The 25036-nt window shown below is 43.9% G+C and carries 28 protein-coding genes; 20 read left to right on the forward strand and 8 right to left on the reverse strand.

Annotated features, from left to right (window positions below; translation table 11 throughout):
- Window positions 1-288 precede the first annotated feature (288 nt).
- From FFM70_RS03320 to FFM70_RS03350, 7 genes are all read right to left on the reverse strand, one after another.
- Window positions 289-1464: an MFS transporter gene (locus FFM70_RS03320; protein WP_137615432.1), complete on the reverse strand. Its 1176-nt coding sequence runs from the start codon at window positions 1462-1464 to the stop codon at window positions 289-291.
- Window positions 1465-1771: 307 nt separating this feature from the next.
- Window positions 1772-2443, reverse strand: a complete 672-nt coding sequence (locus tag FFM70_RS03325) for an NAD(P)-dependent oxidoreductase (RefSeq protein WP_223877437.1) — start codon at window positions 2441-2443, stop codon at window positions 1772-1774.
- Window positions 2444-2461: 18 nt separating this feature from the next.
- Window positions 2462-3136 (reverse strand): NAD(P)-dependent oxidoreductase, encoded by a 675-nt coding sequence (locus FFM70_RS03330; protein WP_137615434.1) that lies wholly within the window; start codon window positions 3134-3136, stop codon window positions 2462-2464.
- Window positions 3137-3160: 24 nt separating this feature from the next.
- A complete protein-coding gene (locus tag FFM70_RS03335) occupies window positions 3161-3808 on the reverse strand; it encodes an NAD(P)H-binding protein (RefSeq protein ID WP_137615435.1) in 648 nt (215 codons plus the stop codon).
- A gap of 13 nt (window positions 3809-3821) precedes the next feature.
- On the reverse strand, window positions 3822-4775 hold the full coding sequence (locus FFM70_RS03340; protein WP_137615436.1) for a DMT family transporter: 954 nt from the start codon (window positions 4773-4775) through the stop codon (window positions 3822-3824).
- Between the two features lie 107 nt (window positions 4776-4882).
- Window positions 4883-5233, reverse strand: coding sequence for a hypothetical protein (locus FFM70_RS03345; protein WP_137615437.1), 351 nt, complete (start codon window positions 5231-5233; stop codon window positions 4883-4885).
- A 143-nt stretch (window positions 5234-5376) separates the two neighbouring features.
- Window positions 5377-6264, reverse strand: coding sequence for a LysR family transcriptional regulator (locus tag FFM70_RS03350; RefSeq protein WP_137615438.1), 888 nt, complete (start codon window positions 6262-6264; stop codon window positions 5377-5379).
- A gap of 125 nt (window positions 6265-6389) precedes the next feature.
- Between FFM70_RS03350 and FFM70_RS13900 the strand changes: the two genes are divergently transcribed.
- From FFM70_RS13900 to FFM70_RS03430, 17 genes are all read left to right on the forward strand, one after another.
- Entirely contained in the window at window positions 6390-6785 is a 396-nt protein-coding gene (locus FFM70_RS13900) for a DNA-directed RNA polymerase subunit beta (protein ID WP_179951158.1), read from the forward strand.
- Window positions 6766-8058 carry a Y-family DNA polymerase gene (locus tag FFM70_RS03360; protein WP_137615716.1) on the forward strand — a complete coding sequence of 431 codons (1293 nt, stop codon included), beginning with the start codon at window positions 6766-6768 and terminating at the stop codon, window positions 8056-8058. Before FFM70_RS13900 ends, FFM70_RS03360 begins: the two co-directional genes overlap by 20 nt.
- Before the next feature lie 12 nt (window positions 8059-8070).
- Entirely contained in the window at window positions 8071-8418 is a 348-nt protein-coding gene (locus FFM70_RS03365) for a hypothetical protein (protein ID WP_137615439.1), read from the forward strand.
- A gap of 241 nt (window positions 8419-8659) precedes the next feature.
- Complete coding sequence (locus FFM70_RS03370; RefSeq protein ID WP_137615440.1) at window positions 8660-9568, forward strand: amidohydrolase family protein; 909 nt, start codon at window positions 8660-8662, stop codon at window positions 9566-9568.
- A 27-nt stretch (window positions 9569-9595) separates the two neighbouring features.
- Entirely contained in the window at window positions 9596-10180 is a 585-nt protein-coding gene (locus FFM70_RS03375) for a sugar O-acetyltransferase (protein ID WP_137615441.1), read from the forward strand.
- 29 nt (window positions 10181-10209) lie between these two features.
- A complete protein-coding gene (locus FFM70_RS03380) occupies window positions 10210-10881 on the forward strand; it encodes a putative quinol monooxygenase (RefSeq protein WP_137615442.1) in 672 nt (223 codons plus the stop codon).
- 31 nt (window positions 10882-10912) lie between these two features.
- Entirely contained in the window at window positions 10913-11920 is a 1008-nt protein-coding gene (locus FFM70_RS03385; RefSeq protein WP_137615443.1) for an aldo/keto reductase, read from the forward strand.
- Between the two features lie 157 nt (window positions 11921-12077).
- Window positions 12078-13010 carry a DMT family transporter gene (locus tag FFM70_RS03390; protein WP_137615444.1) on the forward strand — a complete coding sequence of 311 codons (933 nt, stop codon included), beginning with the start codon at window positions 12078-12080 and terminating at the stop codon, window positions 13008-13010.
- Between the two features lie 635 nt (window positions 13011-13645).
- Window positions 13646-14392 (forward strand): WxL domain-containing protein, encoded by a 747-nt coding sequence (locus FFM70_RS03395; protein WP_137615445.1) that lies wholly within the window; start codon window positions 13646-13648, stop codon window positions 14390-14392.
- An 87-nt stretch (window positions 14393-14479) separates the two neighbouring features.
- Entirely contained in the window at window positions 14480-14614 is a 135-nt protein-coding gene (locus tag FFM70_RS14035; protein ID WP_263390598.1) for a hypothetical protein, read from the forward strand.
- Window positions 14615-15541: a WxLIP family cell surface protein gene (locus FFM70_RS03400; protein ID WP_137615446.1), complete on the forward strand. Its 927-nt coding sequence runs from the start codon at window positions 14615-14617 to the stop codon at window positions 15539-15541.
- Window positions 15542-15566: 25 nt separating this feature from the next.
- Complete coding sequence (locus FFM70_RS03405) at window positions 15567-16016, forward strand: LPXTG cell wall anchor domain-containing protein (RefSeq protein WP_137615447.1); 450 nt, start codon at window positions 15567-15569, stop codon at window positions 16014-16016.
- Entirely contained in the window at window positions 16013-17581 is a 1569-nt protein-coding gene (locus FFM70_RS03410; protein WP_137615448.1) for a hypothetical protein, read from the forward strand. Before FFM70_RS03405 ends, FFM70_RS03410 begins: the two co-directional genes overlap by 4 nt.
- Before the next feature lie 233 nt (window positions 17582-17814).
- Entirely contained in the window at window positions 17815-19155 is a 1341-nt protein-coding gene (locus FFM70_RS03415) for an MFS transporter (RefSeq protein ID WP_137615449.1), read from the forward strand.
- Between the two features lie 70 nt (window positions 19156-19225).
- Window positions 19226-19588 (forward strand): nuclear transport factor 2 family protein, encoded by a 363-nt coding sequence (locus tag FFM70_RS03420; protein WP_137615450.1) that lies wholly within the window; start codon window positions 19226-19228, stop codon window positions 19586-19588.
- A gap of 69 nt (window positions 19589-19657) precedes the next feature.
- Window positions 19658-20263 carry an NAD(P)H-binding protein gene (locus FFM70_RS03425; RefSeq protein WP_307722486.1) on the forward strand — a complete coding sequence of 202 codons (606 nt, stop codon included), beginning with the start codon at window positions 19658-19660 and terminating at the stop codon, window positions 20261-20263.
- A gap of 151 nt (window positions 20264-20414) precedes the next feature.
- Window positions 20415-21989 (forward strand): cation:proton antiporter, encoded by a 1575-nt coding sequence (locus FFM70_RS03430; RefSeq protein ID WP_137615452.1) that lies wholly within the window; start codon window positions 20415-20417, stop codon window positions 21987-21989.
- 56 nt (window positions 21990-22045) lie between these two features.
- On the opposite strand, the gene FFM70_RS03435 is transcribed toward FFM70_RS03430, so the two are convergent.
- Complete coding sequence (locus FFM70_RS03435; protein ID WP_137615453.1) at window positions 22046-22480, reverse strand: MerR family transcriptional regulator; 435 nt, start codon at window positions 22478-22480, stop codon at window positions 22046-22048.
- 219 nt (window positions 22481-22699) lie between these two features.
- Between FFM70_RS03435 and FFM70_RS03440 the strand changes: the two genes are divergently transcribed.
- The 3 genes from FFM70_RS03440 (at window position 22700) to FFM70_RS03450 (ending at window position 25032) form a co-directional block, all read left to right on the forward strand.
- Window positions 22700-23401, forward strand: coding sequence for a hypothetical protein (locus FFM70_RS03440; protein WP_137615454.1), 702 nt, complete (start codon window positions 22700-22702; stop codon window positions 23399-23401).
- 64 nt (window positions 23402-23465) lie between these two features.
- Complete coding sequence (locus FFM70_RS03445) at window positions 23466-24722, forward strand: APC family permease (protein WP_137615717.1); 1257 nt, start codon at window positions 23466-23468, stop codon at window positions 24720-24722.
- 79 nt (window positions 24723-24801) lie between these two features.
- Complete coding sequence (locus tag FFM70_RS03450; protein WP_137615455.1) at window positions 24802-25032, forward strand: hypothetical protein; 231 nt, start codon at window positions 24802-24804, stop codon at window positions 25030-25032.
- The last annotated feature ends 4 nt before the right edge of the window (window positions 25033-25036 follow it).

Consider the following 25036-nt stretch of genomic DNA (forward strand, 5'->3'; position numbering starts at 1 on the left):
TGTTCAATTACGATATGGCGCTTTCAAGTTAACAAAAAGTGGTCCTGGAAATCATAAAAATGACTTCTAGGACCACTTTTTAACTACTCATCAACGGATAAATATTACGCTGAATTTTCTGGCAATACGCATTGTGTCAATGACTAAAACGATACAGCCAGTACTTTAGTGGCTGATTGGATGGGCAAACGACTGTTAAACCGTTAAAACAATCACATTATGCTCAGCACATCTTGATTCTTTCAATCATCAGAAGGTTTCAAAATATGTCTGTCCCAGACTGTTTTGTTAATGCTGATAGTGTTTCTTGAAGATGAAGCCGATGAGTAATAGTAGGCCTAATCCGCATCCCAAGACTCCGAAGACAGTCGTAAAATTACTGCGTTCAATCAGCCAGCCGATGATTGGAAACATCAGAATCATGACGACGCTGAACAACATGCTGGCAACACTCAGTAAAGTTGCACGTTGACCGCTTGGAATCAGCCGATTGTAATAGTTTGAAAGTAACGGCTCGATAACCGCCTGTAAAACGTTGACGGCTAAATAACTAGCAACTAACCAGCCGATATTGACCCAGAACGCGCTGGTTAAACTAATTGTTAATAGCAAGGTTAAAGTAATCAGGAGTTTTAATTGTGAAACCTGTTTTTGCAACCAAGGGGTTAGTTGGACGCCTCCAACGTTTAAAATGGCGGTCATGACTAAAATTCCGGAAATGAGGGGACCACTAAACCCATGGCTGGTCATCACACTTTGAAAATAGTAGTAATAGGTCGTGCCAATTGCGCTAAAAGCGGCATGAAATAGCATTAATCGTCGCAGTTGCGGTAACTGATGTAACCAATGCGCAGCTGCCCGCGTAATTTGCCAAATCGAATTGGTCGTAGCGACGGTTGCTTTCGCATGTTGTGGTTCGCGCAACGCTAAGATGACGATCATTGCGAGGACGGCGGCTGCGGCATAGAGCCAATAAGTCAGTGCCAGATAACCATGAATAAACCAACCCGCCAGCAGTACGCCAATGGTATCGGCTAATTCAATGGTTAAATTCATATTTTTAGTTACAACGGCAAATTTATCGGTTGCCTGATGATCTGCTAAGGTGTCATAGAGCAAGGCTTCAATCGTGCCAGATTGCAGATTATAGGCCCAAGCTTGTAAGACAAAACCGAGGGCGAACCACCAGAAACTGTGGGCTGTCAGCATAATGAGTGCATGGCAAATGGCGGCGACCCGACCAGCAATTAAAACGGGCTTGTCACCGAAACGGTCAGCCAAAATACCAGAGGGGACTTCGGAGAGGAGACTAGTGAGGTGAAAGAGACTCTCACATAAGCCAATTTGGACTAATGAAAGGCCTCGTTGTTGCAAGAAAATTACCCATAAACTAGTGATGCCGAAAAAAGCTAGAGCGGTATAGCCATAGCCTAAGTGGAGGTTGCGGTGCATAATTTTGATCATAGTGAACTCCTTCAAGGGTTGTGCGCAACGCTAATGTTTCGGTTGCTGTGACAGTGTTAAAGGTGACTTTGACGGCTGAAAAAAGTGCAGACTAAGCCCCTTGAAGGACAGTTGTAAAAATAATATTAGTCAGCAGGTTGATCCAACCTAATAAGTCAAAAGACACACTGTTTCACCGCTTTCTTAAAATTCAATGATAATTATATCAGTAATCTAATGATATGAGAACAAAAAAGTTGTGAAGACTGATTGCGATTGAGCAAAATCAGTCTTTACAACTTTTTGAGCGAGCAGTTATTCAAATTAGTTAATAACGCTGGGTTGGCACCGGGTTATTACCACTGACTAAGGTGATTCGTTGCCGAATATAGTTGTGTTGTTCAATAATATCCAGCATGGCTTGGGCGTAGTCGGCGTAAGTAATGTAGTCATGGCGACCATCGTTAGGATTTTGCGAGGCTGCCGCCTTAAATTCTTCACCTTCAACATGGTAAGTGCCAGTACCTTGGCGGGTTGGATCAAAGTTGTAGGTTGGGGTCACATATGTCCAGTCAATGTGGGTGTAAGTGCGTAAAATTTTGAGCCCTTCAGCGTGCGCGTTGCATAAATCTTGCATATAGTCAGGATAATAAAGCGGCAGTTCTTGCAAAGTCCGCTGATGAATCTGATCAAGGTACAGTGTATTCGCACCGCCGACTTTTAAATAGTGGATTCGAGTACCTTTAATTAGTTCGATAACATGTAACAAGCCTTGATAATGAACACTTTCGGTAGCTGGTGACCAGGCACCAACTGCATCAACAATCGCATCTAGGTTAGCGATATCATCTCGATTGATCTCAAGAATGTCCTTGATAAGGATTGGTGCTTGAAACAGGTTAGCATGACGGCGGTGAGCGACGCCGATAACCGTATGGCCGCGATTAAGGGCATTTGCCGTAATCAGTTGACCCACTCGTCCATAGGCACCGATAACCATGATTCTCAAAAAATCACCTCATTTAAAATTAGTTGGACAGTTGCCACTAGTCAGCGTGATTTGTTGCCGTAAATATTGTGGCTTGGCCAGAATGTCAATGATGCCTTGTGCAAAATCTGCATAACTGATGTAATCATTAAGACCATCATCGCCACGCAAATTTGCATGAAATTCTTCACCGGTAACTTGATAGTGTCCAGTGGCGGGCCCATCACTGATAAAATTAATTGGCGGTGTGACATAAGTCCAATTAATGGCTGAATAGGTCCGCAAAAGCGTTAAAGCCTGTTGACGTGCCTCACATAAAAAATGAAATTTAGCCGGATAGTAGCTCGCCAAATTTTGTAGTTGTTGAGAATGGTCACGATTAATAAACAAGGTATTGGCGCCACCAACTTTTAGATAGCGCGTTTGACTCTTATTTAGTAATTGAACGATTTTAGCGAGACCTTGATAGATAATTGGTGCCGTTTTGGGCTGCCAACCACCGGTCGCATCGACCACCGCGTCAAAACCCTGAACATCATTGAAAGTTAACTTGCGAACGTCTTTGAGCAGGAGGGTCGCACTTCCAAGCGCAATAGTGGGATGTTCTTTGTGTGCTACTGCGGTTAATTGCCAGTTCTGTTGTGCTGCGAGGCGACTGATTTGCTGACCGAGCTTGCCGTAAGCTCCTAGAATCATAAGTTTCATTGCGGATATCCTTTCAGAAAGAATTTAGTAGAAACTTGGTTTGGCACCGGCTGTATTTGGTTCGCTGATGCCAATCGATTGTTTAATTCCTTGGTCAGGATCTAAGATTAATGAGCTGATATAAGTTGCCACACTTTGACGTGAGACTTCAGTGCCCTTAAAAGCTTGGCCCTTTTGAGTTAATTCATAACTAACCGTATTTTTATCGGAGAACCATGCTGGTCGAATAATCGTGTAATCGAGATGACTCGATTCAACGACCTTAGCACCAGCCGCGTAAGCATCTAGGGTACTACCAAGCATCTCGGCGTTCCAGCGACCGTACTTTCCAGGAATTTCATTATAGATGCCGTTGGCTGAGATCCAAATCAGTCGACTAAGATTAGCGGTGTCCATGGCTGCAATCACATGTTGTGCTTGTTGTTTGAGATTGGCCCCATACAAGTTAGCATAGATTAAATCTTGACCTTGCATCGCTGCGACTAATTGTGCTTGATCTTTAACGACATCTGCCATAACGACTTTGACCCGACTATCCTGATGAATGTCAGCGGCTAAACGTTCTGGATGGCGTGCTAACAAGGTCATCTGAATTTCTGGATTGTCAAGAAGTTGCCGTTCGATTAAGGTTGCGATACTACCAGAAGCGCCTAAAATTAAAACTTTTTTCATTATTTGTTTCCTCCTAAAATGTGATGAATTTGACAGTTAAAACACCAATAAATAACAGTGATAAGCCAATGACCTTTGATCGTGTGAGTCGGTTAATTGAAGATTCAAACAAACCGTTATTCTCAATCAAAGCACTGCCTAATAGTTGTCCAAATAAGGCTAAGACGACGACTTGTCCAGTTCCGATAATGGGGACTAGCCAAGCGCTACCTAAAATATAGAGTGCGCCGATAATGCCGCCAATCCAGACCCACCAATAATTGAGTCCTTGTTTAATGGCTAAGCGGATATCACTAAAATTTGTAAAGGTAAATAAGTTAACAAGTAGCAGGCATCCTACCCCGATGGTGAAAGAAATAAAGGCTGCATGGATGGGTGACTTTAGGACAGTACCCAGGTGACCATTGATTGCAGTTTGGATGGCCATTAGCATTCCTGCAATCACGGCAAATAGTCGGTAAAACGCCCTTTTTAATTGTGTCTGGGTTGTCAGCTGCTTGTCTGTGTCCAATGGTTCACGATAGTCAAGTACTCCCAATGAGAGCACAACACCGACGATGATAATGGTCAAGCCGATGATTTTAGCCAAGGTGAGTGGATTGATTGGAGACTTGAATAGCCCAAATTGATCAATGATGATACTCATCATGATTTGTCCCATAATGGGCAGGACGGTTGTTTGTAAACTACCAATTTCTTGGAATAGAACCACATTACCGGTCAGTGCGATGGCGCCAAATAGGCCACCTAACCATAGCCAGCTTGGATTTTGACTAATGGTGGTTGGACTGATGACTAATGGTTGATGGGTGGCTAAACTGAGTAACAGTAAGAAGAGCCAAGCAACCAAGAATGAAACTCCTGATGATAAATAAGCCGATGAGACGAAGAAACGTAATTTAGCATTAACGGCGGTTTGCATGGCTAAACCGGTCCCCATTGCGACTGGAAATAGTAGAAGTAACATGTGATTCACTTCCTTGTTGAATTCTGTACTTGATTAAGCTTAATGGTTTGCAACTGAATAACCAATTTAGATTAATAAAGGGACTAATCGGTTTTTCCAATAAGTAATCAGTTGAGGACGATTTGATGTAGTAGTAGCCAGCAATTATTTTCTGCAACAAATTGCCATTGCAATTGGGCTTGAGGCATTAGTCTGTCAGTTAGTTGCAGACTGGCTTGTGTCCAAAGGGTGCCATGGGTGTGGCTGATTTTAAGTTGTGAGACTGCTGAAAAATCAAAATATCGTAAGGTCCCATTTTGAATCATATCGATCCAAGCATATTTAGATAGATGGTCGTCATAAGCGATGTGACAGTCAGCTGTCGGTGCTAGTGCGCGGTTCAACCAAACGATGTCTCGGGTTGTCAAAGCCGTAATGAGATGATCATAACAGGCCAATAGGATCGTTTGATTAGTCATCTTTTTGAAACTCCTTTCCAACTAGAACTAAGTCAACGATAGTTATCATAGTCGGTTTTGGACGGCTAACCAATCTGACTTTTAGATTAAATCAATCGGTTTTTGTGATAGCAAAAAAGCGTGATTCAGCAGTGAATCACGCTTTAATTAAATTGTTTCTTCAATATTTCAGCGAAAGTTTCAATATAATAGCCGGAGTTATCTTTTTTCCAGTAGGCATAGTAATGTTGTGTTAAATCGCGGCCATGGTCAACTAATTTTAAAACGCGATTGATTTCGGGATCAATGTGGCTGCCAGTTCGACTATTAACGACAATATAGCCCTGATTGGCAGTAGCCAACATTTGAGCTGCACCAAAGCTAGCAGCGATTTGAAAAGGACTTTGAATCCCTAAAACGTCGCGATAATACGTCTGTTCGGAAGCGTACTGGTCGGCACCAACGATTAAAATGCAAGGCAAATCAGCCAAGTCGGTCGTATCAATTGTTGTTGCTTTATCTTTAAAGGCTTTATTTGCGACCACCACCATGTAATCGGCCGAGGTTAGAAAGGTGTTTTCATAGTTCGTTGACAACTCGTGTCGTTGGTCAGAAAAGTTTAAGTCGATTTTGTCATCACGTAGCTGTGAAAATAGTTCATGGTAGGAATCACTGTGAATTTCCACGCGCACTTCGGGGTATGTTTTTGAAAATTCTGAGACTGCTTGAAGAAATTCTTGCGACCCAAATTTTCTAAGATAGCCTAAACGCAAAGTGTAAGTATTCTGATTATGTTTTTCGATAGCTTGCGTTTCGGTGACCAATTTGTCTACTTGATCTAAAATGACCAGACAATGTTGATAAAAATAGTTACCCGCTGAAGTTAATTCGAATCCCCGTCCTTGGCGTCGAACTAATGTGACGCCTAATTGTTCGGAGAGATTTTTGAGCTGCTGCGAAAGTGACGATTGTGAAATCTGACATTTTTCAGCGGCTTTTGTGTAACTATGATTTTGAACGACGGCAACGAAATATTGCATTTGACGGAACATAAGATCACCTCTATACACTAGTTTAAACGACTTAATTGCCGAATGCTACTGTGGCTGTTTTATATTTTCACTTGCATTTAAGAACGTACGTTCGTATAATGATGGTTAAAAGGTCGGTGATTTTAATGGCACAAGTTGTTCCTCGTGAAAAGTGGCTTTATGATGATCGTGGCATGATTAAATGGATGGGCTGGATTTTATCTGATCACAGCGCTTATATGGAGCAGGCTGGCCAACAAGCACGGCCTCGTGAAATTAAGCCTGAGATGCCAATGGCTCAAATTAGTGCTAATTTACAAACGGCTTGGGAGCGTAAGCAAGCGGTCGTACTTCAAAGCGATACCTTGGAAAACAATTGCTTTACGGCTGAATATCAAGGGCAAGTTGTTGGTTATCAAGGTGATCAGATCTATTTACAGTTGGCCAACGATAGCGTTAAATTTTTCCACTTGGATGAATTGCGCTATGTGGCATTACAAACTGCAGAAAAGTGGTGGCACCATGATGACACCACTCGATGATAAAAGTCGGTTACCAGAACGTGACATTATGTGTATCGATTGCAAGTCATTTTTTGCCAGTACGGAAGCAATCCGGCGTGGTGAATATCCACTGGCTGCAAAAATTGCAGTTTTGTCACGGTCTGAATCGCAAGGCGGGTTAATTTTAGCAGCGTCGCCGGATACCAAACATGATTACAACGTTCGGCTGGGAACTCGAAAATATGAAATTAAACCAGATATGGATATTGAGTTAGTTGCCCCGCACATGCGCGATTACATTACTTTGAATTATCGAATCAATCAGATCTTTCGTCAATTTACGGATGATGCCCATTGGTATGTTTACAGTATCGATGAAGCGTTTATTGATGTGACCCATAGTCATCGGTTGTTTGGGTCGAATCGTGATATTGCGACTCAGATTCAGAAAAAAGTTTTCAATGAAACGGGAATTGTCACGACCGTGGGAATTGGCCCGAATCCACTGATGGCCAAGTTGGCACTTGATAATGAGGCTAAGGAACAAGCACCTTGGCAAGCAGAATGGCATTATGAAGATGTGCCCACGAAGCTTTGGCAGATTGCGCCATTGACGAATTTCTGGTCGATTGGGAATAAGACTGCTGATAAATTGGAACGGATGAATATTCATACGATTGGTGACTTGGCCCATGCCGATCGGAAAGCACTGCGCAAAAAATTCGGTGTTTTAGGCGATGCACTTTATTTTCATAGTTGGGGTATTGATTATTCTGATTTAGCCAAACGTTATGTTCCGCGGGCTGAAAATAAAGGTTATGGTAACAGCCAAGTGTTAATGCGGGATTATACAACCCGGCAGGAAATCGAAACGGTGCTATTTGAAATCTGTGATCAAGTGGCGACACGTTTGCGTAAACACGATGTTTTAGGTGAAGTCATCAGTGTTCAGGTCGGGTTCTCAACCGCAGATGATGCGGCGCAACACGGCTGGAGCGCTCAGACTAAAATTGATCCGACGAATCAGACGAATGATCTGATTAGAGCCGTTCAATATTTATTTGAAAAGCGCTGGCAGGGGAATGCCCTACGTAACTTGGGTGTGCGTGTCAACCGCATCAGTAAGCCTAATAGTTTGCAACTATCCTTATTCAGCAATCAACGCCAGACAGAAGCTGATTTAAAGTTGGAACATACGATTGATCAGATTCGTAGTCGGTATGGTTATCGTGCGATTGTCCGTGGTTACAGTAAGACGGCTGCCGGGACAGCGATTGACCGGTCAAAACTGGTTGGTGGTCATCAAGCATAGGAGGTCATTTTTATGTTGAAAGAGTCTAAAACGTTGCTGGCTAATTTTGATCAGTATTTTTTACGACGTTATCAATGGCGCTATCATTTAATGATTGTGGATAATCATTTATTCGATTGTTACACTTTCTTTTTGCAGGCACAGCGCGCAAATGAGAAACTGTTACATAGTTATGATCTCTTAGAAATTCCGCGGGACGAAGCGTTATACCAACAAGTTTTAGCGGACTTGCAAGTCCATACAAAGTTGTCGATTGAATTTCGGAATACCCATCATTTGGTGCATCCTGGGACTAATATTGTGCATGATTTAGAACATGGTCATGGCCGTTCAACGAAGTATCATCGTGAACAGTCTTAAAATAAGATAAGACAACGCTAAGTAACCTAGAAATGATGGTCGACTTAGCGTTGTTTTAAATTGAGCTAATTTTAAGCATACTTATAAGGCATAAAAAAGCATGAAAACTAGGTATTTTACATAATTGAGTTGCGCTTGTATGATGTTGTCAAGACCATAAGCTTGTGTCGTATCTTTGTGCGTTCTTGTGACATTGAATTTGCAGGGCTATTTAGAATTGAAAGTAGGGGAAGTCGTTGTGATGGCAGTTATTGATGTTTTTGCACATGTGTTACCACCAAAATTTTTAGCGAAAATGCAAGCGCTTAAACCTGAAATTTTGGACCAATTTCCATATATGAAGAATGGGCTATTAACTGATATGGACCAACATTTGGCAAGCTTGCCGGCGGGTCATCAGCAAATTATTTCAGCGGTTAATTTGAATCCAGAAGACTTTGTGGGTCCGATTCAGGCAGCTGAACTCTGCCGCGCGGCTAATGCCGAAATCGCAGCGATGGTTCGTGATCATCACGATGTTTTTCCAGCTGGGGTGGCAATGTTGCCGATGAACAATGTCCCAGCGGCTTTGAAGCTGATTGACGAGCAGATCGTTAATAGCCAGGAGTTAGTTGGCGTGCAATTGTTTACGCAAGCCTTGGGACAACCAATCACGGCCGCAGTTTATGAGCCAATTTTCGCTAAGTTGGCTGAAATTGGGGCGCCAGTTTGGTTACATCCCGTGTTCGATAGGGCTAAACCGGCCAATAACGTCACGTTTAGTTGGGAATATGAATTGACCCAAGCCATGAACGGCATGGTCGCTGCGGGTTATTTTCGGCGCTATCCGAATTTGAAAGTCATCGTGCATCACGCTGGTGCGATGGTGCCGTTCTTTAGTCAGCGAATTAAATATATTCAATCTGCCGAAAATTATGCTGATTTTAAGAAATTTTATATCGATACCGCTATTTGGGGTCATCCGAAAGCGTTGGAATTAGCGTGGGATTTCTTTGGTGCTGACCACGTCTTGTTTGGGACAGACTCGCCATTTGGTATTCCACCAGTTGGGCCAACCGCAGTCATCGAACAAGCTGTCAATGACATGCAACTTACTGAAGGCCAAAAACAACAGATTTTTAGTGGAAATTGGCAACGATTAATGGCTTAGGCTGTTTTTTTGAGAGGAATTTAAAAAATGATGACTGAACATGAAAAATTATTAGCGGGACAAGACTATGATTATCGAGATCCTGAATTACAACAGCTTTTAGCACAAGGCCGAAAGTTAGTCAATTTAATTAATACGACTCAAGATGTGACGGCACGAGCTGACGCCATTAAAGCCTTATTTGGCAAAACGGGTCATGGCTTTGTGATCAACGGGACCTTTAGTGCGATTTATGGAAAACACATCAGCGTTGGTGACGATGTGTTTATCAACGGTAATTGTACTTTTCAAGATTCTAACTTAATTACGTTAGGTGATCGGGTCATTATTGCGCCAGATACGAAATTGTATTGTGGGGCACATGCTTTGGATGCCAACAAGCGCTTTGGGTCGCGGCCAGATGGGAGTAAGTATTTAATTACTTATACGAAACCGATCTCAATTGGTAACGACGTTTGGATCGGTGGCAATGTGACGATTATTGGTGGGGTGCATATCGGGAATAATGTTATCGTGGCGGCCGGTGCAGTTGTGACGAAAAATGTCCCAGATAATACGATTGTCGGCGGCGTTCCGGCCAAAACGATTCGGCTCCTCGCCCCATTAAGTTAGCGTAACTTTGGACAACTGAAAGGGTGACAATGATGACTCAGGTCCCACTATTTAGATTGTTTAATTTACGGCTTAAAGCCAGTGAGAAGGCGGCGTTTGCCAAAGTTGGTGAGCAAAACTTATTGACTTCGATTCAACAAGAACCAGGCACTCTCGCGATGTACACTGGGCATCTTGATGATCTTGGTATTGAAAATCGAGTGCTGGAATTGTATCGTGACCAAGCTAGTTATGAAGTTCATGCTAAGTCACCACAGTTTCAAACTTTCAAAACGGTTGCTGGTCGTGCAGTGGTTGACCAATCAGTGATGGCACTCACACTGTTATTATTATTGGAACAAGACCCGGCATTGCGTACGGTTGCGCCGACACAACAGGTCGTTGTTTTAACGGAACTGATGGCGCAACCAACCGCTACGGCGGAACTGCAGGTGCTAGTGAAATCAGCCGTTCGGCGCGCAATTGCGGCCGAAACTAGACTAGTCACGGCCTATTTTGGTCAAGTGATGGCGGAACCACAAAAATTCGTGTTGTTTGAAGTCTTTCAAGATGATGCGGCTTATCAACAACATCAACAGAATGCCGATGTTAAGGCTTTCAAACAAGCGAGTCAGAGTCTGATTACGCAAGCGACAACGACGATGATCAAGCCAGACGTTTTAGTGACTCAAGGCCAACTGACTTTTGAAAATCAGTTCTAAAAATGGTGATTGATTAGAAAGAGGCTGAAATATGGAATACACAAAATTTGGCAATACTGGTTTGGATGTGTCACGACTTTGCTTAGGGACGATGGGATTTGGCAATGCGTCCACGGGAATGTTTCCTTGGGCAATTGGGGCTGAACCGAGCGAACAAGTGATCAAACAAGCCTTAGATTTGGGTATCAATTTTTTTGATACGGCTAATATTTATTCGCATGGTGATAGTGAACGGTTCGTCGGCCAAGCTTTGAAAAAATTAGCGCACCGTGATCAAATCGTCTTGGCGACTAAAGTGTTCTTCACACCTGAAAAGGCGCCGAATGTCGCGGGATTGTCACGTAAAGCCATCATGACGCAGATTGATCAGAGCTTAGAACGCCTACAAACGGATTATGTGGACTTGTATGTGATTCATCGCTGGGACTACAACACGCCGATTGAAGAGACGATGGAAGCCTTACATGATTTGGTTAAAGCCGGCAAAGTTCGTTATATTGGGGCGTCAGGGATGTTTGCTTGGCAGTTTGAAAAGGCCCAAGCTGTCGCTGAATTGCACGGTTGGACGAAGTTTGTCTCCATGCAGAACCATTTGAATTTGTTGTATCGTGAAGAAGAACGTGAAATGTTGCCACTTTGTCGGGATCAAAATATTGCGGTCACACCGTATAGTCCGTTAGCTTCGGGTCGTTTGACGCGTGATTGGGCTGGCGAGACGAAACGGTATGCAACCGATAAAGTTGCTCGGAGCAAATATGATGCCAGCAAAGATCTGGATATGCCAATCATTAAGCGCGTGGGTGAAGTGGCGGCCAAATATGGGGTCGACCGCGTCCAAGTGGCGTTAGCTTGGTTGTTACAAAATCCGGGTGTCACGGCACCAATTATTGGCGCAACTAAAGCGCATCATTTGAGTGGGGCCGTTAAGGCGTTGGATTTGAAATTAACGCCGGCGGATGTCGCTTATTTGGAGGAACCGTATGCACCACATGAACTGGTCGGACCGCTGACGGCTGATCAAGTGGATTATCAACGTTAATGAGATAAACTAAAAGAATCAAGCCACAACTGGATTGATTCTTTTAGTTTATCTGGCATACTATCGTCAAGTCGCTCATAATAAAGGTGCAAAACGAAGACTGATAGTTGACGCGAAGGATCAAAGGGCAACTATGGTCTTCTTGAGAGGTGATTGGATGTTTTTGTTAGCACTAGTGCCAGTATTGATGGGGAGTGGCATCGCCATTCAGACGGCGGTCAATTCAAAATTACGCCAGTACGTGATTTCACCATACTTAGCGTCAGCGGTCTCATTCACGATTGGTGCACTATTCTTAATTGTTTTAACGCTAGTTTCAGGCATTAATCCACTGGTGGCTGGGGTAACAGTTACCAGCAACCCGTGGTGGATCTGGTTGGGTGGCCTGTTAGGCGTGATTGGGTTAACGACCAATTTATTACTTTTCCCACGGCTGGGGAGTATTCAGACCGCGGTATTACCACTGTTTGGCCAAATTGTGATGGGCGTTTTAATTGATCAATTTGGTTGGTTCACGTCACCTAAAACTGGCTTGACGAGCACCAAAACTATCTGCATTCTCTTGGTCACGGTGGGGATGTTGATTGCCACCGGGGCCTTTAACAAGCGACAACCGACTGGTAGTGCGAACAAAGAGTCGAAGCTATTATTACAACTATTCGGGATTGGCGCTGGCTTTTTGATGGCAAGTCAGATTGCCATCAATGGTCATTTAGGGCTCGTGCTGGGGTCATCGCTCCATGCCGCAACGATTTCATTTACCATGGGAGCCGTTTTATTGATACTCTTATTGGCAATATTGCGGGTCCCCGTTAAGAATCTGGAGCAGGCGGTCAAAGCTGGTCGGTCGTATTGGTGGATGTGGATTGGCGGTTTCTTGGGCGCTTTATATGTCTTTGGGAGTGCGTGGTTAGTCCCACAAATTGGGACGGGGCAAGTGGTTGTGATTGCTTTATTCGGCCAATTAGTCTTTAGCGCGCTAATTGATCACTTTGGGTTATTCCAGTCAAAAGTGAATCGCGTTTCAGCTGCACGAATCATGGGCTTGGTGCTGATGTTTATTGGCGTCGCCGGTATTCATTTCTTATAAGTCGTTATTACCACACACGTTCCACTGACGTACAATTTAAAAATACACAAGCTCGTCTCAACCAACGCCTATCAGGTCGGTTGAGACGAGCTTTTTAGGTTTCCAAGGTCGGATTAGCGGAACCTAATCATTGATAATTGGTATACCTTTAATATAACTAAAAATAATGAAAATTATTGATAAAGAATGACTTAACGCGGCATTCTCATTTACTAATGACTTAATTATTTCAACTAATTAACGAATTGGCCTAAATTATTAAAAATAGACATAATTATACATATGAAGTCTTATTTATTACTATAAATTCTTCGAATAACTAGTGACTAATGTTGACATGACAAGGAAACGGAGCCGTGCCAACTTTGCTTAAAAAAGCCTTAAAAAGGGTAATCAGCCGATTTTTCAGTTTGTTAAGTCAATATTTTTCTATCAGTATTTTTATATTAAACTATAAAAGTCATGCTACAATGCAATTGTAAATGGTTGACCGGGGTAATAGAGCAAGACCTGCGACATTTGTTGGGAGACTATTTCATCGTTGCTATAGACAATCTTATTAGTGGTTTGGAGACTGACCTAACTGATGACCTTGCCAAAAAATTTGGGGATTTAAGCAAAGGAGTGCAAGTATCATGAATAAAAGAGTAAGTAGTTTAATGTTAGCAGGGGCCTTAGTCCTTGGAAGTGTGTTACCAGTTGTTGCCAATGCGGATGCCGTTACGACCACTAGTGGTGAGACGAAAAGTTCAGTTACTTTTGAAGCACCGGAAAATGTGACTAAGCCAGTCGATCCAGATAATCCTGGCACACCAGTTACCGATCCTTCTGATGGTGGTGGCGCGACGGTTGATCCAACTGGGCCACTATCATTCCTATACGTTTCACCAACGATTGATTTTGGGAGTCAAAAAGCCCTTTCAACTGGACCACAAACTATTGATAATAAGTTGACTACACAAATTCAGGTTAAGGATCAAACCTTTGGCGGTACCGCTAATCCTAACCTAGTTACAGAAGTCACGGATACTCGTGGGACTAATGCCGGTTGGACCGTACAAGTTAGCAGCTCACCACTGAAACTAGCAGCTGGTGATGTGTTAAAGGGTGCCACGATTAATCTTGGTGCGACTGACACGACTAAGAATAAGATTTCTAACTCTGGCGATGCCACTGGCATTAGCGGGTCGGATGTTGCACTTGGGACTGAAGCAGGAACTGCAGCTACCATTTATGCGGCCGCTAAAGATGCTGGTGCCGGTCAAACCGCGTTCCAACTTTCACCAGATAACATTTCAATGACAGGAATTGATGCCAACGCCAAAGCCGGGACCTATACTGGTACGTTGACTTGGACTTTAAATGATACACCGGCTGAATAACTAATTTTGCGAAAAGGGTGATCATGTTTCATGAGCGCCTTTTTCGCACCTACATAGTAAAGATGGTATTTCGAGGGGGAGTCAGATATGCGTCTTTTAAAAAAAATAGTCTTAATTAGTTCAGCCTTATTAGTCGGACTCATCAGCGGCTGGGGGCAGCTGGTCAGCCAGGCCGCAAAAGCCCAAGTCAATAACAATGTTGGTTATAGTGTGGAAGCCTAATTGCCCAAGAATCAACTTGATGCAAAAAATTCATTTTTTGATTTAAAAATGACACCAGGGCAGACGGAAACATTGAAAGCGACCGTCTACAATCAGACCAATCGTGATATTAAGGTTCAAGTTGGGATTCATACTGCTTGGACGAACGCGAGTGGTGTGATTGATTATACGAATGTGCCAAAGTCTTTTGATCAATCACTAAAATATCCGATGAGCAAAATCAGTCAACTTCAAGGCCCAAAAACAATTACCGTCGCAGCTGACAGCAAAAGAGTCGTGACGACCCAAGTCAAAATGCCGAAAGACACGACAGATGGCGTGATTTTAGGTGGCTGGTTCTTCAAACGAGTCGACCAAAAAGTTACGAGTACCGTTAAAAATGCCAATAACATTCGGAGTGCTTACGCCTATGTGATTGGGATGAAGTATACGGTTGGGACTGTTCCAGCGCCTAATCTGTTGTTAGGAAAGGTTGATGCTGGGACTTACAATTATCATCGCGGGATTATCGTTAATTTGCGTAATCCGAAAGCTGTCATCATTCCTAATTTAAAGATGGATACGAAGATTACTAGCTTGAGCAGTGGTAAAGTCATCAAACATCTTAAGCAAGCTAACGTACAAATGGCGCCGAATACGGATTATCGTTATCCAATGCTGGTTGAGGACGCCAAACTTGAAGCCGGTCGTTATCATATCCATATGGTGGTTAAAAATAGCGCCCACAAGTGGGTCTTTGACCGTAACTTTACGATTACGAAGCAAGCGGCAAAGCGCGCTAACGACGCGATTGCGGATCAACCTAGTTTGAATATTTGGCTGTTGATTGGCTTAGGCGCATTGAGTATGTTACTACTAGTGCTCTTAATCTGGCTATTGATTTTCTGGATCAAACGCCGACGTCGTCAGACTGATAATCAAGCATAGTTAACTCAATAGGGGGGCGTTAACTTTGAAAAATAGAGAAAAATGGTGGGGGTTGATCTTAGTCTTGCTACTTAGCCTGTTGGCTCAATTCCAAGTCGTGCAAGCAACTGGTCAAAGTCAAACCCAAATTGGGGTAACTATTGAAAAAACAAGCGCTGACGCCGATCAATTGATGAAAGGTGATCAGCAGATTCCAAATGGTGAGCAAGTTCAAACGGATGCTGATGCCATTATGCCGAAAGTCGCCGCAGCTACGCCAAGCGGAGTAAACAAAGCTACGCCAAAACAAGTAACTTTGGAAAAAGCGACTCAAGTTGTGGCTAAGAGCTTGCGTCAAGGCCGGCTACCACAAACTGGTGAAGCAGGGCTGGGCTTGATGGTGATTATCGGCGGCATGCTGTTACTCTGTTGGTTATTAGTGTTAGTGGTTATTTGGCAATGGTGGCAGTCACGAGAGGGGCGTGAAACTCAATGAAACTTAAATTGATTTGGCGCCAACTCTTGTTAGTGCTAGTGGTCTTGTTGGGGTTCAGTTATGTGCATGTCCAAGTGGGTCACGCAGCTGGGTCCGGTGTTACTGGGGCGGCCACCTATAAGAAGGAAACCGGTATCAGGTTAGTGGCACCTGAATGGAATTCGATTAACCGCTACATCGCATTCACGTCTGTGACAGCGAACAACATTCAGGGTGACCGATTGACAAAATATACAGATAGAATTTATGTGAAAGTTGATCCTGATTATAAAACCCTAGAAGCCAAAGGGTTTAACTTTGATAAAGCCTATTTAGACGTAGTTGATGCGAATGGGAAATCGGTAATGTCGAGTAGTCCAGTTCAAGCGACGATTTCTTCGGGCACTAGTGCGACTTTTTCAACGACCAAGCAAACGTTATCGGTTAATTTATCAAAGTTAGGCACGACACAATTAAAATTACCTATCTATGTAGGTGTGAGGTTCAGTTCGACTACGCCTAATAATGATGGGAGTACACTCTGGATGGTTTATGGGTTTGGGATGTTTGAACAAAATGACGATGTTGTAAATAATATGAAAGATGTTACCATTCAAGATCCAGTTCAAAGTCTTAATCAAAAAATTACGGGGACAGCGGAACCGAATAGTTATGTTTCGACAGAATTAAATGGCACAATCTATGATACTACGGCAGATGCCAGTGGTAATTATACGATCACATTGCCTTTACCGCTGTCACTCTTGGGTGATCCAGACTCAGTTACTGTTTCTGAGAGTAATGACATGGGTGATATGAAGTCGGCCACTGCCACAGTGCATAAATCGATGCCAGTTTTAAGTTCGACTTCTAGCGGTGTCACGATTACACCTGCCTTACTTGAGACACTATCGTCAGATGATGATGTCTTAGCTTGGTTAGTTAAAGCAGCGGGGATCACGGTCCAAGATTCAGTGTCACATGAGATAGATACCCGTCCTAAATATAGCTCAACCGATAGTAATTTGGCGCAAAAGTTAACCGATTTAGCGACTGGTGACAGCACTAATATTGACGTTGGCGCAACCAGCAATGATGTCAAAGCACCAACTGACTTATCGATCAAAGTTACCAAGACGGCTGGCGAATTAAAATTCACAACAGTCAGTGATGCCTTATCCTACGGGAATTTAACGGTTCCAAGTACAACGACGTTATTTGCGCCAGTCAGCGCGCCGGATATTCAAATTTCTGACACACGGACTGCCGGGTCGCCATGGCATATTGCAGCGACAGCTGGGACGTTAACGGATGGTGCTGGTCACGACTTTAGTGGTCAGCTGATGTATGTTGATGGTAACGGTCAATCACAATATTTAGCGACGGCTTCCACAGTGGCGAGTGGCATGCGTGCCAAAGGAGTTACAACAGTTAAAACGACAGATGGCTGGGAAAATCAAAAAGAACAGCCATCAGGTATTGGGAAGCCGGGAATCTATTTGCAAGCGAAACCCAATATTTATACTGGGGGAAACCAAGCCAGTTATAGTGGTGATATCAACTGGCAATTGGTCGCCGCACCATAATGTCAGGAACCTAATCGTTATTAATAATGTTGACAATGGTCTATTCAGCCAATGGCGGGTCATTTTACTTGATTGAGAGTAAAATGACCCGCCATTTTTGTTGTGGCTTTAATTGGCAATCGAGTTGCTGCTATAGAAGCCGCTTTCATGAAAAAGTTTTGAATTTTTCCTTGCCTTGAAGTAGCTTCAAGGGTCTAAACTGCATTTATTCACTTAAAGACAAGGGGAACAACATGACAAAAGACAAACGCTTTGACTGGATTCTATTAATTATTTTATTCAGTTACTTCATGATTTTATTAGATAATTCGATTATTTTTACGGGAACAGTGAAAATTGCACAGGATTTGCACTTAAATCAGCAGACACTTTCATGGGTCAGCAGTGCTTATTCCTTAACATTTGGTGGGTTCCTATTACTTGGTGGTCGCGCGGGTGATCTATTTGGCCGCCGACGGATTTTTGAAATTGGCTTAGTCATTTTTTGTCTCGGGTCACTTATTGTTGGCTTAGCAGTCAACGCGCCAATGATCATTGCGGCACGCGCGTTTCAAGGCATCGGGTCGGCGATTTTGGCCCCCACGACCTTGGCGATTTTAATGGATACGTATGAAGGGCCAGCGCGTGTTCGAGCCATTGCTTATTATGGTGCGATGGCTGGGATTGGCGCTAGTGTCAGCTTAGTTATTGGTGGCGTCTTTGCTAGTTTACTCACTTGGCGGGTCGGTTTCTTCATTAACGTGCCAATCAGTATTTGGATGTTCTATTTGGCCGTCCGGCATTTGAAAGCCGACCACGGTCAAACCGATGGCAAGCTCGATTGGGTCGGTACGATTACTTCACTGATTGGGATGAGCGCCTTGGTTTACAGTATCGTTGGGACTTGGGCGAAGTTGCCAGCCTTGATTTTAGCGATTGTGATGTTAGCCGGTTTTATTTATCAAGAACGTCAAACGGCCCAACCGATTATGCCATTGCGCTTGTTTACGGATCGTGAACGTGTTGGTGCGTATGTTGGTCGTTTCCTCTATCTAGGGTCAATGTTGGGGTTCTGGTTTATTACGCCACAATTGATGCAAAATCAATTAGGCTTTAGCGCCTTAATGGCTGGGATTGCTTTCTTCCCGTTGACGGTAGTTAATTTTATTGTGGCGTTACAAGTGGCTCATTTGACCGCTAAATGGGGCAATGGTGGCTTACTCGTGACCGGGATTGGGTTGACGCTATTAGGTATGTTCTGGTTGAGTTTCTTCACGCCAACAGTTGGTTATTGGTTGGGGATTGCCTTGCCAATGGTCGTGATCGGGGTTGGTCAAGGCTTGTCACTTAGCCCGTTCACCGCTGCTGGAGTGGCACATACGCAAGGCGCCGATGCTGGGGCAGCGTCTGGTGTGGTCAATGTGATGCATCAGATTGGTGGTTCAGTTGGACTGTCGATTTTAGTGGCCGTTCAAAATATGGCTCACAGTCAAGTGGTTGGCTTTCAACATGCGATTTTAACCGGATCCGGTTTGTTGTTACTTGCTTTATTGGCAGCGATTTTCCTGATCGTTCCCGGTGAAAAAAAGCCATAAAGCGGTTGCCTTGCACTAACTGCAATGTTGTAGACTAAGTTTATGTTGATTATTAGCAAAGGTGATTATAATGAAAAATGAACTAATAACGTTATATCGAAATTATAATTTGGCAATGGCCGCGGATAATGTTGATCAACTCGACCAACTGTTAGCGCCACAGTTTACTTTGACGCATATGACTGGTTATGTACAGCCGCGGGCAGAGTGGTTGGGTGAAATCAAGACGGGACAGATGGCTTACTTTGATTCTCAAGAAGACCAGATTGAAGTGGTGAAGGTCGGTGATGGCTGGCGACTGACCGGTCAAAGTCGGGTGACGGCGTCAATCCATGGTAGTGCGCGCCACGCTTGGCCGCTACGAACGGTGATGTCGATTCAACGGCTAGCTGGTCGATTACAAATTATGACGGCGATTGTCACAACTTATTAAATAACGCATCAGTCGTTTCCCTAATGACAACGGCTGATGTTCAAAAACTAATTTAAGAAAAAGAGGACTATCAAAATGAAAAATGTTTTAATTATTGGTGCGACAGGTTCAGTTGGGTCAACGACGCGGGATTATTTGTTAGCAAATAGTGATGATCAATTAACGTTGTTTGCTCGACATGCCAATCGGATTAAGGCGACTGCTGGTCGTGAAAAAATCGTTCAAGGTGATGTGACCAATGTGAGTCAATTAGCAACGGCGATGGCGGGTCAAGACGTGGTCTTCGCCGCGTTGAGTGGTAATTTGAAAATGATGGCTGAAAGTATTGTGCAAGCGATGCATCAGTCGCAAATTAAACGGTTGATTTTTATTACTTCCATGGGAATCTATAATGAAATTCCGGCTTTCTTGGGAGCTGACGGCAATGTGAACCGTAATCCAATGTTGCGGGGTTATCGTGCCGCCGCCGATGTGATTGAAGCATCTGATTTGGCGTATACGATTGTGCGTCCAGGCTGGTTTGACAATGGCAGCGATGATTATGAAGTGACTCAAAAAGGCGAGCCGTTTGGTGGTCATAACGTTTCACGGCGGGCGATTGCTGACTTGGTAATGCATGCGGCGGATGATAACGATTATGTGAAGGCTAGTGTCGGAATTAATCGACCAGAATAGGTCAAAAAAAATAACGAAACTGGCGTGAAAGGCTGGCTCGTTATTTTTTTGGAAGCACTCACCGCAACGTATGGCAATTGTTTTGACTAGTCAGGTTAGTAAACAAACGGGTACAATTAACTTAAGTCCTAATAGAGTTGAGGAAAAGCTAATGGAAACAAAATTAATTTTATCCACATTTATGATTCTGATGGCGGCGGCAGTCAGCAATTTAATTGCACAGGGGTTTAAAAAGATTGCGCCAACCTATATTAATTTATTGATGGGACTGCTCGTGGGGCTATTGCCGTTGACGAACGCAACGGTGGCGAGCTTTAATAATGAGATCTTTATGACTGCGATTATTGCGCCGTTATTGTTTTTTGAAGGCCAGAATACACGGGTACTCATTGTGCGGCGCAAACGACGCTTGATTATCGGAACCGCGGTCGGGTTAGCCGTTGCAATTGCCGCCGTGGTTGGTTTTGCAGTGCATACGCTAGGGCAAGTAGCGTGGCCATTGGCTTTAATTATGGTTGCAATTAGTGCCCCAACTGATGCCACTGCATTAGATTCAGTGACAGGTGGTCGTCTTTTACCAGCCCATGTGGGCACTGTATTACGGATGGAAGCCTTATTCAATGATGCAACGGGGTTGATTATCTTGCAGGCCGGTGTACTTTGGTACACGAGTGGTCAGTTAGCGTTAGGCAAAAATTTAATGGCCTTTTTGTGGTCAGCCGGTGGGGGACTCGTATTTGGTGCTGGGCTTGCCTTTGGGTTGATGATCCTGCGGCAGTGGTTATTACGGTCACGCTGGAACTTTGCGTCTTCACAGATTATTATCTATTTAATGACACCAATTGTAATTTATTTATTGGCAGAGGAATGGTCCTTGTCAGGGATTATTGCAGTTGTGAGTGCTGGTCTCGTGTATAACGGTGAGGCGCAACGGAGTCGGTTTTCAAATCCCCGCCAATTTCATTTGTCGGTTCAATTAATCAATTTTGGGTCGGAAATTTTAAATAGTTTTGTCTTTGTGATCCTTGGAATTTTATTGGCGCGAATTATGACGGGATTTCAAGTTGGAACGGGACAACATTGGTTCTGGTTAGGCGTGCTGGTGTACACTCTGGCTTGGGGATTGCGGTATGGTTATGCCCGGCTAATTCATTTGAATCAACATGAGGCACTGATTTTTGCCCTTGGTGGGGTTCACGGGACTGTGACTTTAGCGCTGGCATTATCTGTCGGTGTTTTAACGACAAGTGACAACCAGTTAGTTCTTTTGGTTGAAACGGTCGTGATTATTTTGAGCATGCTAGTACCGACGCTAGTGTTGCCAAGACTATTGCCCGCCGCGCTGACCGCTAAACAGTTATCGCCAAAACTAGCAACGATGCGTCAGGCGATGGTGGCGGCTGGGCTAGCGCAACTTGAACAATTGACGCTTACGCCCGCAGTGAAGGCGAGCGTGACTTATGATTTGCGTGATCAGCTGCGGCAGAATCGATTGCGGAGTTTTCTCCAGCAATGGCGGCAACAGAGCTGGGAACCTGTCCAATTTAATGGCGATGAAGCGTTGCAAGAGCGGCGGGCGTTGATGCAAGCTTTCGACGCTGAACGTCAGTATCTATATAACTTAGCGTTGGAACATCGATTTGAGCCAAAAGTGATTTATGACTTATATAGTGAAATCTTATTGGCAGAGTCGTTAGTCTTAGATCCGGCTAATCAACCTGAGTAGCCAAAAATACGATTAATCGAATTGCTGATGACTTCGATTAATCGTATTTTAAAGTGTTATTGATTTTCTTGATAAACGTCGTGTTCCTCAGCTTCGGGAATGTTTGACGGGACAAAGCTATCGGACTTGTGATGAATCAACACATTGGCGTAGTGGTCAACTTTAAGGTTGATCGTTTTTAAATGATTTTGTAAATCGTTAATTTCATCGAGTGTGCGCGCTTGTTGGGCTTTCATCATCTCATACCGTTCTGGAACGGTGTTTTCGCCTTCTTGAACGAGAGCCAAATAGTGTTGAATCCGTTCCACTGGCATTCCAGTTTGACGAAGGCAGACAATGAGGTGTAGCCACTCCAAGTCGGTGTCTTCAAAGACCCGATTGTTGTTAGCGTCACGTTTAACGAATGGCAACATGCCATGGTCATGATAATAGCGAATACTGTATGTTGAAATGGCCATTTTCTTGGCAACTTCTTGAATAGTATAGGACAACTGTAACCCCTCCTAAATTTAGTGATACTAATTGAACCCTATCTTACCCCGACTTGACACAGTTGGCAAGCTTAATTCTATCAGCGGTAAAATAGCACTCCCTTATAGTCGGTTTAACCAGTTGCCAAAAAATGATGATTATTTTGCTTAAAAAGCTTGCCTTCGAGTAGTCCTAAGGTGGTAAGCTACATTTACCAGTTCAGTTAGGAGGGATAGACAGTGTGGCAATATTCAGTACAGTTAACTGGGCATGATTTTGAGCCAACGATGGCTTGGTCCAAAGATAGTCAGGCCGTGTTAGCACAGCTTAAAACGCGCGCAGATGTGGATTTGTTAAGCTGGAATCCGACGAGTGATGCGAGTGAGATTTATGCTCAGTACTCGTTGGATGAATTGGTCACGCGAATTGATCACACTGTGTATGCCCGTTTGCTAGAAAAAATGGCCCAGATCATGGCTGAGACGGGGCAGGACTTTCCGCCAAGTTTGCAACGGCAATGGTATCTGGTTGGTTATTTAGCGGTTTTGAGCCATCAGGCGTTGATCAATGCTGCGGCGGCCTTACTAGGTCTGACCGCATTGACGTTAAAAACACCACCAATGGCGCTGCCGCAAGCGGCCAACCAGCAATTACGCGGGCTGACTGATCAAGCGCGTTGCTGGTTAATGGCGGCTCAGATCACGGACTTACAATTATTAGCGACCACGCGACCATTACGAAAATTATTAAGTCAGCTCTTAACCCAAGCAGATCAGTTGGATTATTGCTGTGTGAGTGGTCAGTCGTATGGTTGGCAACTCGCTAACGATGCTTATTGGTTGAGTCAGGTTGAGCGGCCGACGTTTGACTTGACTCAATTGACGAGTCCGGTAGCTTATCAATTGATCCGGGCAGCTTATTTGGAACGAAAATTAGGTTGATGATCGTTATCAACAAGTGGAAAAGTTTGAAAGGTGTGACTAAGGTTTGAAGTCGAAATTTGGCATGTTAAGTGTGATTTTGTTAGGAATCAATTCCATTATTGGTTCGGGGATATTCCTATTACCGGGACAGGCGGAGGCGCTGATGGGTCCGGCCAGTATTTTAGTTTTTGTTTTTGATATGTTACTGATTGTTTCTATTGCACTCTGTTACGCAGAAGATGCGACCTACTTCAAAAGTAATGGTGGGCCGTATTTATATGCGAAGGAAGCGTTTGGCAACTTTATTGGTTATGAAGTGGGATTTAGTGTTTGGGCGATCAGTATCATTGCCTGGGCGACAATGGCGAATGCCTTTACGACCGCTTTGAGTGCAATTTTTCCGGTCCTGCAACAAGCGTTGTGGAAAGATTTGATGATTTTAGGGTTACTCGGTGGGCTGACTTTGATCAACGTTGCAGGTGTGACCCTGACAAAGGTCGTTAACAATATTGTGACGATCGCAAAATTATTGCCGTTAGTGTTATTTGTCGTGATTGGGATATTCTTTATTAATGGGGCCCATTTTACGCCCTTTGTCGTCAGCAATGCTAGTTTTGCCAATTCGTTTGGTTCGGCCGCAATTCTCATCTTTTATGCATTTACTGGGTTTGAAGCCATCGCCATTGCGGCACAAGAATTTCATAATCCGCAACGGACGATTCCCATGGCGATCATGGTGGTCTTAGCCGTTGTGGCAGTGCTCTATATTGCGATTCAAGTCGTTTCCATCGGTGTATTGGGTGGTAGTTTAGTTGGTAGCACGGCCCCAATTCAAGATGGCTTTGAAAAGATCTTAGGTCCCGTCGGTAAAACGATTGTGGCGGTGGGGACGATTGTTTCGATTCTCGGTGTCGCCACGGCCCAATCCTTCTACTTACCACGAATTGGCTCGTCAATGGCGGATAATGGCGTTATGCCTAAAATCGTGGGTTACCGTAATCGGCGGAACGTTCCCGCGGTGGCGATGGTGATTTCATTCTTGATTGCTTATCCATTAGCGATTTCAGGGACGTTCCAAACTTTAGCGGCGATTTCAGTGGTGTCACGTTTTGCGCAATATATTCCAACCATTTTAGCGGTGCTGGTCTTTAGACGACGTAAAACGCAAACTGGCGCCAGCTTCCGAGTCCCATTTGGCCCAGTATTACCAATTATTGCGGTGTTAGTTAGTTTATGGTTGTTGTCGAAAGCGACTGGCTTCCAGTTGATTATGGGCTTAGGTTGTCTTGTGATCGCGGTGCCATTCTATTTTCTAACGGCACACCGGCAACAAGTTTAAAACTTTTTCAAAAAAAGCTTGCCTTAGGGCTGGTCGAATGGGTTAAAATAAACTTATTGAATCAGAAAGGTGTGAGTCAATGAATTGTCAATCAGGCTGTGAGATCATTAAATTAGCGGCGGGGCGTGTTCGAAAACCAATGACCGTAGCAGCGGTCGCTAGTAGCGGGCGTCAAGCCTATTTATTGGCTCAACAACGGTTACTGACACAACGACTTGCGACGCTGGTCCCAGCTGAGCATCCAGTTATTGTGCAGACTCTGCAGTATGAGTTAAGTCAATTAACAAACCAATTAAGCTTAGTAAGTTAAAAAT

Origin of the sequence: Lactiplantibacillus nangangensis, assembly GCF_005405065.1 — a bacterium.
In the GTDB taxonomy this organism is placed as follows: Bacteria; Bacillota; Bacilli; order Lactobacillales; family Lactobacillaceae; genus Lactiplantibacillus; species Lactiplantibacillus nangangensis.

Bases quoted from the DNA above. Each gene is read 5' to 3' on its own strand.
- FFM70_RS03320 (WP_137615432.1), bottom strand. From the start codon at position 1,464: ATGATCAAAATTATGCACCGCAACCTCCACTTAGGCTATGGCTATACC.
- FFM70_RS03325 (WP_223877437.1), bottom strand. From the start codon at position 2,443: ATGGTTATCGGTGCCTATGGACGAGTGGGTCAACTGATTACGGCAAAT.
- FFM70_RS03330 (WP_137615434.1), bottom strand. From the start codon at position 3,136: ATGAAACTTATGATTCTAGGAGCTTACGGCAAGCTCGGTCAGCAAATC.
- FFM70_RS03335 (WP_137615435.1), bottom strand. From the start codon at position 3,808: ATGAAAAAAGTTTTAATTTTAGGCGCTTCTGGTAGTATCGCAACCTTA.
- FFM70_RS03340 (WP_137615436.1), bottom strand. From the start codon at position 4,775: ATGTTACTTCTACTATTTCCAGTCGCAATGGGGACCGGTTTAGCCATG.
- FFM70_RS03345 (WP_137615437.1), bottom strand. From the start codon at position 5,233: ATGACTAATCAAACGATCCTATTGGCCTGTTATGATCATCTCATTACG.
- FFM70_RS03350 (WP_137615438.1), bottom strand. From the start codon at position 6,264: ATGTTCCGTCAAATGCAATATTTCGTTGCCGTCGTTCAAAATCATAGT.
- FFM70_RS13900 (WP_179951158.1), top strand. From the start codon at position 6,390: ATGGCACAAGTTGTTCCTCGTGAAAAGTGGCTTTATGATGATCGTGGC.
- FFM70_RS03360 (WP_137615716.1), top strand. From the start codon at position 6,766: ATGATGACACCACTCGATGATAAAAGTCGGTTACCAGAACGTGACATT.
- FFM70_RS03365 (WP_137615439.1), top strand. From the start codon at position 8,071: ATGTTGAAAGAGTCTAAAACGTTGCTGGCTAATTTTGATCAGTATTTT.
- FFM70_RS03370 (WP_137615440.1), top strand. From the start codon at position 8,660: ATGGCAGTTATTGATGTTTTTGCACATGTGTTACCACCAAAATTTTTA.
- FFM70_RS03375 (WP_137615441.1), top strand. From the start codon at position 9,596: ATGATGACTGAACATGAAAAATTATTAGCGGGACAAGACTATGATTAT.
- FFM70_RS03380 (WP_137615442.1), top strand. From the start codon at position 10,210: ATGATGACTCAGGTCCCACTATTTAGATTGTTTAATTTACGGCTTAAA.
- FFM70_RS03385 (WP_137615443.1), top strand. From the start codon at position 10,913: ATGGAATACACAAAATTTGGCAATACTGGTTTGGATGTGTCACGACTT.
- FFM70_RS03390 (WP_137615444.1), top strand. From the start codon at position 12,078: ATGTTTTTGTTAGCACTAGTGCCAGTATTGATGGGGAGTGGCATCGCC.
- FFM70_RS03395 (WP_137615445.1), top strand. From the start codon at position 13,646: ATGAATAAAAGAGTAAGTAGTTTAATGTTAGCAGGGGCCTTAGTCCTT.
- FFM70_RS14035 (WP_263390598.1), top strand. From the start codon at position 14,480: ATGCGTCTTTTAAAAAAAATAGTCTTAATTAGTTCAGCCTTATTAGTC.
- FFM70_RS03410 (WP_137615448.1), top strand. From the start codon at position 16,013: ATGAAACTTAAATTGATTTGGCGCCAACTCTTGTTAGTGCTAGTGGTC.
- FFM70_RS03415 (WP_137615449.1), top strand. From the start codon at position 17,815: ATGACAAAAGACAAACGCTTTGACTGGATTCTATTAATTATTTTATTC.
- FFM70_RS03420 (WP_137615450.1), top strand. From the start codon at position 19,226: ATGAAAAATGAACTAATAACGTTATATCGAAATTATAATTTGGCAATG.
- FFM70_RS03430 (WP_137615452.1), top strand. From the start codon at position 20,415: ATGGAAACAAAATTAATTTTATCCACATTTATGATTCTGATGGCGGCG.
- FFM70_RS03445 (WP_137615717.1), top strand. From the start codon at position 23,466: ATGTTAAGTGTGATTTTGTTAGGAATCAATTCCATTATTGGTTCGGGG.
- FFM70_RS03450 (WP_137615455.1), top strand. From the start codon at position 24,802: ATGAATTGTCAATCAGGCTGTGAGATCATTAAATTAGCGGCGGGGCGT.